A 10,241-nucleotide genomic window follows, 5' to 3' on the forward strand; every position below is an offset into this window, starting at 1 on the left:
TGTGGCTTCTGAGACGATTCCGTGATTCCAGTAAGTACTCCGATGATCACGGTCAGTGCCGATACGGTGGCGTCCGACACACCAGAGGGACCGGGGTGGGGGACCGCATGGATCGCAGGACTGAGGCGTTGACGCAGGTCAGGGAGCTCCTGGCCAAGATCCGGCAAACACGCGACTACGCACTGGCGCTGGATCCCGGTGTCGGCGCTCTTGCCGAACAGTTGCGACAGGCCGGAGGTGGACCGGGCGACATCGAGTGCTGCCATACGCTCGGCTGGCTGCACTGGTACCGGTATGGCGCGCTGCCCCACGGCGCGGATCAGCATGCGCTGGAACAGTCCCTTTCCTCGTTCGATCCATGCTTTCTGGCCGGGAACCAGGACTTGCCGGAGGAAGTGATCCCCGACCTGGTGCAGCGTGCCGCGGCAAGCACGATGGAGCTCAGCCAACGGGCGCAGTTCTCGCCGGATCCAGAGCTGGTGACACAGGCCGTCCAACAGTGGCGGCGCATCATCGACGCCACAGCCCAGGATCACCCGAACTGTCCCGCTCTGCTCTGCGCCTTCGGTACGACCTTGCTGATGCGCTTCCAGCGCTCAGGTGTGCTCGAAGACCTCAATGAGGCCATCCGCATGGACACCCTGGCGCTGGACATCATCCCTGAGAACTACTTCGAGGCAGCCAAGCTGTTTTCCATCCTTGCCGAGGCGTTGCGGACCCGGTTCGAGCACACAGGCGTGCCGACCGATCTGAACGAGGCCGTGCGGCTGGGGGCTTTGGCCGTGAAAACAGCGCCGGAGAACTCTCCCGATCGCCCGGCCATGCTGGCGAACCACAGCATCGCGGTGCTGGCCCGGTTCGGGCAGACCGGCGACCCGGCCGACTTGAACGAGGCCGTACGTCTGGGCACTCTGGCTCTGAACACCGCCCCCGAGAGCCACCCTGGCCGCACCATCATGCTGACCAACCTCGGTGGTGCGCTGTACCGGCAGTTCGAGCGCACCGGTGCGCTGACAGATCTGAACGAAGCCATCCGTGTAGGTACCCTGGCCGTCGAAAACAGCCCCGGTCACCACCCCGGCCGCGGCGTGATGCTGTCGAATCTCTCGAATTCGCTGCTGGCCCGATTCGAACGCACCGACGCGCTCAGCGATCTGCACGAGGCCGTCCGCGTGGGCACCCTGGCTGTGGAGACCACTTCGGAGAGCGACCCCGACCGCGCCACGTGGCTGTCCAGCCTGGGTAACGCGCTACGGACACGGTACGCCCGCACCGGTGCGCTGGACGACCTCGACAGGGCCGTGGGCTTGGCGACCCTGGCCGTGGAACGCACCCCCGTAGGCCATCCCGGCCGCCCCGCCAGGCTGGTCAGTCTCGCGGGCGCGTTGAAGGCCCGATCCGAACGCATCGGCTCACAGGCCGACCTGGCAGAGTCCGTACGCCTGCAGACCCTGGCCGCCGAGGCCGCCGGCGACGACAGCCCCGACCGCGTCACCATGCTGTCCAACCTCGCGGAAGCGCTGCGAGCCCGTTTCGACCGGACAGACGTCCTGGCCGATCTGGACCAAGCCGTGGAGGTGGCGGCCCAGGCAGTCGAGGCCACGCCCCCGGACCATCCCAACCGGGCCTTCATCCTGACCAATCTCAGCGGCGCGCTTCGGACGCGGTTCCTGCGCACCGACACGCTGCCGGACCTCTACCGAGCCGTGGAGGTGGCGACCCTGGCCGTGGAGTCCGCTGCCGACGGCCATCCCCACCGGGCCGGCATCCTGAACGACCTCGGTGCCGCACTGCTCGCCAGGTTCATGCGTATCGGCGCGCTGACGGACTTGAACGAGGCCGTGCGCATGATGACCCAGGCCGTGGAAACCACCGCCGACGACCATCCCGACCGCGCCAAATGGCTGTCCAACCTCTGCGCCGCGCTGCACGCCCGGTTCGAGCGCACCGGGGCGCTCGCGGACCTCGACGAAGCCGTACGCATGGGCACCCTGGTCCTGGTGGGCCTTCCCGAGGACTACCCCGGGCGGGCCCTCACCATGGCCAACCTGGGCAACGCGCTTCGGGCGCGGGCCATGCGCACCGGCGCACTGGCCGACCTGGACAGGGCCGTGGAGATGGGCGGCCTGGCCGTGGCGGCCACCCCTGACGGCGATCCGGACCGCATCAAGCGACTGACCAATCTCGGCGCGGCCCTGTTCACCCGGTTCGAGCTCACCGGTACCCTGACGGACCTCGACGCAGCCGTACGCGTGGGCACGCTCGTCCTGGGGACCCTCGCCGAGGACCACCCCGACCGCGGCACCTGGATGTCCAACCTCAGCGTCGCATTGACGTCCCGGTTCCAGCGCACCGGCGATCCGGCAGACCTCGACGAAGCCGTGCGCCTGGGTGCCCTGGCCGTGGAGAGCTGCCCCGACGACCGTCCGGAACGCACCAGGTTCCTGTCCAACCTCGGCGTCACCCTGCGGACCCGGTTCGGATACACCGGCGCGTCGGCCGACCTGGACGAATCCGTGCGGGTGGCCGCCCTCGGCGTGGCGGCCACCGCGGAGGACCACGCCGATCGTGCCCTCATGCTGACCAACCTCAGCACTGCGTTGCAGGCCCGCGTCGAGCGAACCGGTGAGCCGGCCGACCTGGACGAGGCCATCCGTGTGGCGGCGCTGGCCGTGGAGACCACCGCGGACGACCACGCCAGCCGTGCCCTCATGCTCACCTTGCTCGGCAACGGGCTGCGGATCCAGGCCGAGCGTGGCGCCGACCCCGCGGCCGCGGAGCGGGCCGCTGACTTCCTCGAGCAGGCGGCCTCGTTGCACTCAGCGCCTCCGACCGACCGGATCGACGCCGCGCTGCAGGCGGGGACGCTGATCGGGGTCACCGACCCCGGCCGGGCCGCCGATCTCTTCGAACAGGCCGTACGCCTGCTGCCCGAGATCGCTTCGGACCGACTGCGACGTGACGACCGCCAGTTCGCGCTCAGGCGTTTCAGCGGCCTGTCCTCCGATGCGGCAGCATTGGCGTTGCTCGACACCTCCAAACCCGCAGGCCAGCGGGCCGAGCGGGCTCTGGCGCTGTTGGAGGCCGGGCGTGGAGTGCTGCTCAGCCGGGCCATGGGCCTGCGCAGCGACGTCACCGACCTTCAAGCCGAACACCCCGAACTGGCCCGCAGGCTCACCGAGCTGCGCACCTTGCTGGACGCCGAGTCCGACGGTCGTCGCGTCACCGCCGACCCGGCTGACGGCGCGGTGGCCGGCAGCACCCGCGCCGCGTGGGCGGTCGAGCTGGCGGCGGTTCTGGAGCGGATCCGTGCGCTGCCGGGCTTCGAGTCCTTCGGCCTGCCGCCGTCGATGGAACAGCTGCGAGCCCAGGCAGCGGCCGGACCGATCGTCAGCTTCACCGTCAGCTTCCACCACAGCGCGGCCCTGATCCTCACCACCGACGGCGTCACCGCGGTGCCACTGCCCGGCCTGACACCGGAGGCCCTGGTCGAGCACATCGACGCCTTCCACCGGGGGCTGGACGACGTCTACGGCTTGGAAGACGTGCGCCGCGAAGCGGGTCAGGCCTTGCTGAACACGCTGGCCTGGTTGTGGGACGAGGTCGCCGAACCGGTGCTGGACCACTTGGGGCACCGCCACCCACCGCTCGACGGTGCGGCCTGGCCGCGGGTGTGGTGGGCCACCGGCGGCCTGCTGGGACTCCTGCCGCTGCACGCCGCCGGACACTACGAACACAAATCCGACCCGGGCCGGCGGAGGGTGGCCGATCGTGTCGTGTCCTCCCACACTCCGACCGTTCGGGCTTTGGGCCACGCCCGCCGGCCCCGCCCGGACGTCACGGCGGCGTCCTCGCTGATCGTCGCCATGCCCACCACCCCGGACCTGCCGGAGGAGCTACGCGGCGCAGAATTGCAGCACATCCCCATGGAGGCCGCACGCCTGGCCGAGCTGCTGCCCAGCCCTGTGACGCTCAGCGGCCCGCAGCAGGGCGCGCCGGCGCAGGCCCCGCCGACGCGGGAACGCGTCCTCGCGGAGATGTCGGCCTGCACGATCGCCCACTTCGCCTGCCACGGCGTCAGCGACGCCGACAACCCCTCGAACAGCCGTCTTCTGCTGCACGACCACCGGGATCATCCGCTCACCGTCGCGGCCCTGGCTCCGGTCGACTTCCACACGGCACGCCTGGCTTATCTGTCGGCGTGCAACACCTCTGCCAACCACGCCGTCGACCTGCTGGACGAGGCGATCCACCTGGCCGGGGCCATGCAGCTGGCCGGCTACCCGCACGTGATCGGCACCTTGTGGCCCATCGACGACGAAATCGCCGTCGACGTCGCCACCGGGTTCTACACCGCGCTGCGGGACGCGGCCGGCGACCTGAACGTAGACGACGCCGCGATCGCCCTGCACCAGACTCTCAGAACACTTATTGAGGAGCAGAAGATTCACGCGACACCGTGGCTGTGGGCGCCCTACATCCATGCAGGGGCCTGACTGCGGCGGCGCTCCCCTTGAGGGTCACCGCATGGCCTCCTACGCTGGCCGGCGGATTCGCCACGCCGGAAGGGCTGTCCGCCGCGCGCGCCTTGGGGGCTGCCGGTATCCAGGTGGGCAGTGCGTTCGCCTTGCGTGCCGAGTCGGGTGTCGACGCCGCGCTCAAGCAGCGACTGCTCGAACGGGCATGTGCGGGCACGCTCTCGGTACGCAACGAGCCGTACGTCTCCCCCACCGGGTTCCCGTTCAAAGTCGCGCAGCTGCCCGCCACGCTGGCCGAGGAACAGGTGTATGCGGGACGGCCCCGGTTGTGCGACCTCGGTATCTGCGGACTCCTCCCCCCACCGCGGCGGAGGCTGCCCCACGCCGTCAGCTATTCATGCCCTGGCCGCTGATGCGAATGCTGGCCACCGGGCGGTGACAGCCAAGAGCAGCCGGGGGCTTGGTCAGAGGTCGGTCGGCCGCAGGCTTTTCACGAACCGGTCGGCTTGCGGGCGGTCGCGGTTGTCCGGGTTGGTTCCGGAGCATCCGCGGCGATCAGCCGGCTGTTCTCGACCATCAACCGCTGGTTGACGTTGCGGAGTGCCTGCATGGCGGTCTCTGCTTGGCGGCTGGCTGCGAGTGCTGCATCTCGTTGCTCGCGCAGTTCCTCCAGCTGAGTGTCCCGCGGCGAGCGGGCGTCCAGGCCGTCGCGGAGGCGGGCGCCCAGTTCGTGGGCTCGGAGCGCGCGCAGCTCGTTCTGGACTTCGTGAAGCGTCCGTTGCAGGGCGGCGTTCTGCTCTAGAAGCATGCGGTTCTCGATTTCGAGGGCCGCCTCCTTGCGGGCGGTCGCTGCTGCCGCCGCCCGCGGCCCGTCCTGGGCGAGGTGGGCGCGGACGGTCTCGGCTTCCGCTTTGAGGTCGCGGTGGCGTTGGAGGTACTGCGGGTTAACGGCGGCCCGCCGGGTGATCTCCGCGTCGGAGAGGGCCTGGCGGCTCTTGCGCATTGCGGCCAGGACGTTGAGGACCCGCTGCCGGCACTGTTCGCTGTCGGCACGGCGCCGCTTGACGGCGGCCGTCCTGCCGACATCGAGGACCTCGACCCGACCGGCGGGGATCGTCGCCTGGTCTGGCTGCTTGCGCGGGGCGGCCGGGCGCGTCATCCGGTCGTCCTTTCGATGACGATCGGGTCGACGGTCGGCTGGTCCAGGCGCTGCCGTCCGGCCAGCACTGCCGCTACTGGGATGACGGTGAGGAACCGGTCCCTGGTGTGGAGCCAGGACTCCACCGTGGTCCGTTCCTCGCGGGTTAGGGAGCCGATGTCGGCTTCGCACTTGCCGACGAGTTCGTCGATCTGCTGGATCTCTCGGCGCAGCAGCTCCAGGTTCGCTGCGCTCAAGGGGCCCGCGGTGAGTACCCTGCCGTAGGCGCTCTCCAATGCGGCGAGCTGCTCCGCCTTCCCGGCGCGTAGTTGGCGCAGTTCGGGGAGGTGGGTGAAGTCGGTGGTGTAGAAGGTGCAGGAGAAGCAGCGGTTGTACACCGGGCAGCCGTGCCCGTCGGCGCGGACGTTGTTCATTTCGTGGCAGCGTCCCGCGGGGACGGGCACCGAGCCGACGCCTGCGCGGATCCGGTCGGCAAGGTCGTCGTCGGGGGTGCGGGCGCGGATCCGGCCGCCGGTGAGGTCGAACTGGTACTTGGCGGCGATGGCGCGTACCGAATTCGACCTGGTCCGCAACGACGGCGTCGAACGCCGGCAGGCCGCTCATCCTGGGACGTTTCAGCGCGAGTCGGGGCGGGCGAGGCCCGAAGCGGCGTCGAGGCTGCCGATGGCGGTTCGGGCCTAGGACACCGCGGCGGCGATCGCGGCGGCGGCCTGCCCGGCTTGTTCGGGTGTGTGGGACGGCATGACCTGTAGGCGCAGTCTGGCGGAGCCGCTTGGCACCACGGGGTATTCGACGACCATGGCCGCCACTCCGCGCGGGCGCAGATTACGGTGTGTGAGGCGTGCTACACGTTCGTCGCCGATGACGGCGGGAACGATCGGACCCGGGCTGCCCAGGCAGGCCAGTCCGTGGTCGGCCAGAGCTTCACGCAGTGCCGACGCGGCGCCGAGTGTCTGTCGGCGCAGCCGTGCTCCTTCCGGGGACATCGCGATCCGCAATGCGGCGTTGTCTGCCGGGGCCTGGGCGGGGGGAAGGGGTTCTATGGGGTTCAGAGCCCGGCGACGACGCGTCGTAGTGTGCCTGGCGCGATGCGCAGCATGGCGGGCATGACTTTCGTCTGACCGGGGAATGCCATGTTCCGCCCCCGCCGAAGAGCTTTCATCGTGACCGCCGCCACCTGTGCGGGAGTCAGTTTCTTCCCCGTGGCTGCGGCGTTCATGGGTGTGTCCGTAGACGGTGGGAGGACCTCGAGGACATGGGTGCCCTGCGGGGCGAGTTGACGGCGCAGGCCATCCGCAAAGCCGTGCAGGCCGGCCTTCACCGCGCCGTGGGTAGGCGCGCGAGTGGGCGAGACCAGAGCGAACCCCGAGGTGATGAATACGATCGCGTCGGGCTCTGGCCATCGCTCGAGCACTTCACCCGTCAAGTGGATGGGGGCGGTGAGGTTCAACGCCACCTCGGCGTCGAGGGTCGCATTGGGGTTCTTGCCGGCTGCATAGTCTCGCTCCTCGAACGTACCGGCGTTGTTGACCAACACGTCCAGACGCCCGAAGCGATCAGCGATTGCCTGCAGCAACGCTGCCCGATCAGCTGCGTCCGTCACATCGGCCCGCACGGCCAGCGCCTGCGGGTGTGCCTGCGTGAATCGGTCAAGCGCAGCCTGCGAACGCCCGCAAACGACGACGGACGCCCCGAGCTCCACGAAGGATTGCGCGAGGCTCAAGCCGATGCCTGAGGTTCCGCCAGTGATGAGTACGGTCTGCGACACGATGCCACCCCTCTGTATAGCGTATCGAACGGTACGGAATACCCTAGCACATCCGTACCGATCGGTACTGAAGGAGTAGGATGAAGAAATGACCTCGCCGACACCGGTTCCTCCTGGCAGGCCTCGCGCGTTCGACATCGACGAGGCACTCGATCGTGCAGTCCTGGTGTTCTGGTCAAAGGGTTTCGAGGGTGCCAGCCTTGACGACCTCACCGAGGCGATGGGTATCAGCCGCCCCGGCCTGTACAGGGCGTTCGGCAGCAAAGAAGACCTCTTCTACAAGGCGCTGGAGCGCTACACCGAGGGCTTGACCGCCTACTTCGGCCGAGCTCTGGCAGAGCCCACAAGTGCCGCAGTGGCTACTGCCGTGCTCCACGGGACGGTCGAGGCGGCAACCATGCCGGGATTCCCCACGGGCTGTCTTGGCGTGCAGGGTGCGTTGGCCACCGGGGATGACAGCCGCCCGGTCCGAGACGCACTCATCGCATGGCGTGAGGACGGGATGGCCCACTTGACGCGCCGGTTTCAACAGGCGGTGGACGCCGGTGACCTTCCGCCTTCCACAGATCCCCATCTTCTTGCGCTCTACCTGAGAACAGTCGCCAATGGGATCGCCGTCCAGGCCGCGAGTGGTAGTTCCCGCCCTGCGCTGCTGCACGTCGCCGACCTCGCGTTGGGCAGCTGGCCAAAGCCGTAGTCAGCCCGTCAGCCCGGGATCTGCGCACGTGGCGCGCGGCCGACTACCGATGATCAACTGTTCATCAAGCCGTGCGTGCCGGCGGCATCCCGGCTCCCGCCCTTGTCGCGTCGGTGCCCCAGCTGGCCAGCAGTCGTAGTGCCTCCGCCGACGGGGAACGGGGTTCGGCGTGGTAGGTCGCCAGCGTCTGTTCGTGGTCGTCGGCCAGGTGGAACGACTCGAGGCGCAGATCGAGTTCGCCGACGAGCGGGTGGTGCAGGCGCAGGGTGCCGTGGCACTTGTCCTTGACGTCGTGGGCGGCCCACAGCCGCCTGAACTCCTCGCTCTTCACGGAGAGTTCGCCCACCAGCGCGGACAGCCGGGGGTCGTTGGGATGGGAGCCGGCGTCCAGGCGCAGCTGAGCGACGACGTCGTTCGCTTTCTGCTCCCAGTCCACGAACAGGTCGCTGTACTCGGGCCTGAGGAACACCAGCCGTGCCCAGTTCCGCTCGTGCTCGGGCAGCTCGGCCCAGTCGCCGAAGACCGCCGCGGTCATCCGGTTCCAGGCGAGGATGTCCCCCCGCCGCCCCACGAGGATCGCCGGGCCGCCTTCCATGGTGTCCAGCAGCGTCCGCAGGGAGCCCCGCACCCGCTGGGTGCGGCCGGCCGGCTTCTTCTTCTGTTTCGGCTTCGCCAGGTGCGTGAGGTGGGCGCGCTCGGCTTCGCTCAGTCTGAGCGCGCGGGCGATGGCCTCGAGGACCTCCGCCGACACGTGCCGCCCGTTGCCCTGCTCCAGGCGCGTGTAGTACCCCACCGACACCCCGGCCAGCTGCGCCAGCTCCTCGCGGCGCAGCCCCGGTACCCGCCGGTGCCGCCCGAAGTCCGGCAGGCCCACGTCCTCCGGCTTCAGCCGGGCCCGCCGGGTGCGCAGGAACTCACTGAGTTCGGCACGCGGGTCCAGCGCGTCGGCGGCGGGCTCGTGCACCGGTTCGGGGTATTCGTCCATGCCTCCGAGTATCCACGGTCGGACGCACACGAGCCTGCCCAAGCCAGTGGTAGGCACAGCGGATGTACACAAGGCCGTGACCTGGGTGAATACCGGATCGTCCAGCACGCTGGCCACTGTGCCCGGCTGGAAGGCAGCCGGGGCGTGACTTGCATCAGGAACGGAGTACACCCCATGACCGCAACACAGGGGACCGAGTCGAGGACGCACCGGAGCGAAACGGCCGCGGAGGTGGTCGGCCGCCTTCGTGCGACGTTCAACACCGGCGTCACCCGCCCACTGGACTGGCGCGTCGACCAACTGCGGCGGCTGCGGGCACTGCTGGTCGAGAACGAGCAGGAGCTGATCGAAGCGCTCTGGGCGGATCTGAGGAAGAACGCCGCCGAGGCGAAGACGCAGGAGATCGACTTCACCGTCGCTGACATCGACGAGACGCTGGCGAATCTGGAGAGCTGGCTTCAGCCTCGCCCGGTGGAGGTTCCCGCCCACTTCGGTCCCACGACCACGGCTTACACCACGTACGACCCGCTCGGGGTCGTCCTGGTGATCGCCCCGTGGAACTTCCCGCTGCACCTTCTCATCGACCCCATCATCGGCGCACTGGCCGCCGGAAACACCGTGGTGGCCAAGCCGAGCGAGATCTCGGTGCACACATCGGCGGTCGCTTCACGCCTCTTGCGCGAGTACTTCGACCCTGATGTGCTCTCGGTGGTCGAGGGGGGCGCCGAGGAGACCACGGCCCTCCTGGCGCAGCGTTTCGACCACATCTTCTACACGGGCAATGGCACGGTCGGCCGGATCGTCATGGCCGCGGCAGCCAAGAACCTCACCCCCGTCACGCTCGAACTCGGAGGCAAGTCACCGGTCTTCGTGGCGCCCGACGCCGACGTGGACGAGACCGCGAAGAGGCTGGTCGGCGGCAAGTTCGGCAACGCGGGGCAGCAGTGCATAGCCCCCGACTATGTCCTGGCCGATCCTGTCACCGCCGCCGCACTGGTTCCCGCCCTGCGTGCGGCGGTCGAAGCTCAGTTCGGCACCAGCCCGCAGACCGCGGCCGATTTCGGCCGGATCATCAACGAGCGGCACTTCGACCGACTCACGCGTCTGCTGGATTCCGGCCGGGCGGCGGTGGGAGGCCAGCACGACCGCGACGA

The 10,241-nt window shown here is 69.1% G+C and carries 9 protein-coding genes; 4 read left to right on the forward strand and 5 right to left on the reverse strand.

Annotated elements, in window-relative coordinates:
• Positions 1–107: 107 nt before the first annotated feature.
• Both ACGFNV_RS36490 and ACGFNV_RS36495 read left to right on the forward strand, forming a co-directional pair.
• On the forward strand, positions 108–4,496 hold the full coding sequence (locus tag ACGFNV_RS36490) for a CHAT domain-containing protein (protein WP_393628548.1): 4,389 nt from the start codon (positions 108–110) through the stop codon (positions 4,494–4,496).
• Positions 4,466–4,891, forward strand: a complete 426-nt coding sequence (locus ACGFNV_RS36495) for a nitronate monooxygenase (protein ID WP_393628549.1) — start codon at positions 4,466–4,468, stop codon at positions 4,889–4,891. The genes ACGFNV_RS36490 and ACGFNV_RS36495 overlap by 31 nt, the downstream gene beginning before the upstream one ends.
• A 77-nt stretch (positions 4,892–4,968) precedes the next feature.
• Here the strand turns inward: ACGFNV_RS36495 and ACGFNV_RS36500 are convergent, their stop codons facing one another.
• From ACGFNV_RS36500 to ACGFNV_RS36515, 4 genes are all read right to left on the reverse strand, one after another.
• Positions 4,969–5,637, reverse strand: a complete 669-nt coding sequence (locus ACGFNV_RS36500) for a hypothetical protein (RefSeq protein ID WP_393628551.1) — start codon at positions 5,635–5,637, stop codon at positions 4,969–4,971.
• On the reverse strand, positions 5,634–6,209 hold the full coding sequence (locus ACGFNV_RS36505; RefSeq protein WP_393628553.1) for a hypothetical protein: 576 nt from the start codon (positions 6,207–6,209) through the stop codon (positions 5,634–5,636). The genes ACGFNV_RS36500 and ACGFNV_RS36505 overlap by 4 nt, the downstream gene beginning before the upstream one ends.
• Before the next feature lie 105 nt (positions 6,210–6,314).
• On the reverse strand, positions 6,315–6,767 hold the full coding sequence (locus tag ACGFNV_RS36510; RefSeq protein ID WP_393628585.1) for an aminotransferase class I/II-fold pyridoxal phosphate-dependent enzyme: 453 nt from the start codon (positions 6,765–6,767) through the stop codon (positions 6,315–6,317).
• Entirely contained in the window at positions 6,686–7,405 is a 720-nt protein-coding gene (locus ACGFNV_RS36515) for an SDR family NAD(P)-dependent oxidoreductase (RefSeq protein ID WP_393628554.1), read from the reverse strand. Before ACGFNV_RS36515 ends, ACGFNV_RS36510 begins: the two co-directional genes overlap by 82 nt.
• A gap of 88 nt (positions 7,406–7,493) precedes the next feature.
• Here ACGFNV_RS36515 and ACGFNV_RS36520 point away from each other — a divergent pair, with 88 nt between their 5' ends.
• Positions 7,494–8,102: a TetR/AcrR family transcriptional regulator gene (locus ACGFNV_RS36520; protein WP_393628556.1), complete on the forward strand. Its 609-nt coding sequence runs from the start codon at positions 7,494–7,496 to the stop codon at positions 8,100–8,102.
• Positions 8,103–8,166: 64 nt separating this feature from the next.
• On the opposite strand, the gene ACGFNV_RS36525 is transcribed toward ACGFNV_RS36520, so the two are convergent.
• Complete coding sequence (locus tag ACGFNV_RS36525) at positions 8,167–9,087, reverse strand: helix-turn-helix domain-containing protein (protein WP_393628558.1); 921 nt, start codon at positions 9,085–9,087, stop codon at positions 8,167–8,169.
• A 174-nt stretch (positions 9,088–9,261) separates the two neighbouring features.
• Between ACGFNV_RS36525 and ACGFNV_RS36530 the strand changes: the two genes are divergently transcribed.
• The coding region (locus ACGFNV_RS36530) for an aldehyde dehydrogenase family protein (protein ID WP_393628560.1) at positions 9,262–10,241 on the forward strand (980 nt) is incomplete at its 3' end.

Origin of the sequence: Streptomyces sp. NPDC048751, from assembly GCF_043198595.1 — a bacterium.
Lineage (GTDB): Bacteria > Actinomycetota > Actinomycetes > Streptomycetales > Streptomycetaceae > Streptomyces.

Coding starts and splice junctions, on each gene's coding strand:
- ACGFNV_RS36490 (WP_393628548.1), top strand. CDS start 108: ATGGATCGCAGGACTGAGGCGTTGACGCAGGTCAGGGAGCTCCTGGCC.
- ACGFNV_RS36500 (WP_393628551.1), bottom strand. CDS start 5,637: ATGACGCGCCCGGCCGCCCCGCGCAAGCAGCCAGACCAGGCGACGATC.
- ACGFNV_RS36520 (WP_393628556.1), top strand. CDS start 7,494: ATGACCTCGCCGACACCGGTTCCTCCTGGCAGGCCTCGCGCGTTCGAC.
- ACGFNV_RS36525 (WP_393628558.1), bottom strand. CDS start 9,087: ATGGACGAATACCCCGAACCGGTGCACGAGCCCGCCGCCGACGCGCTG.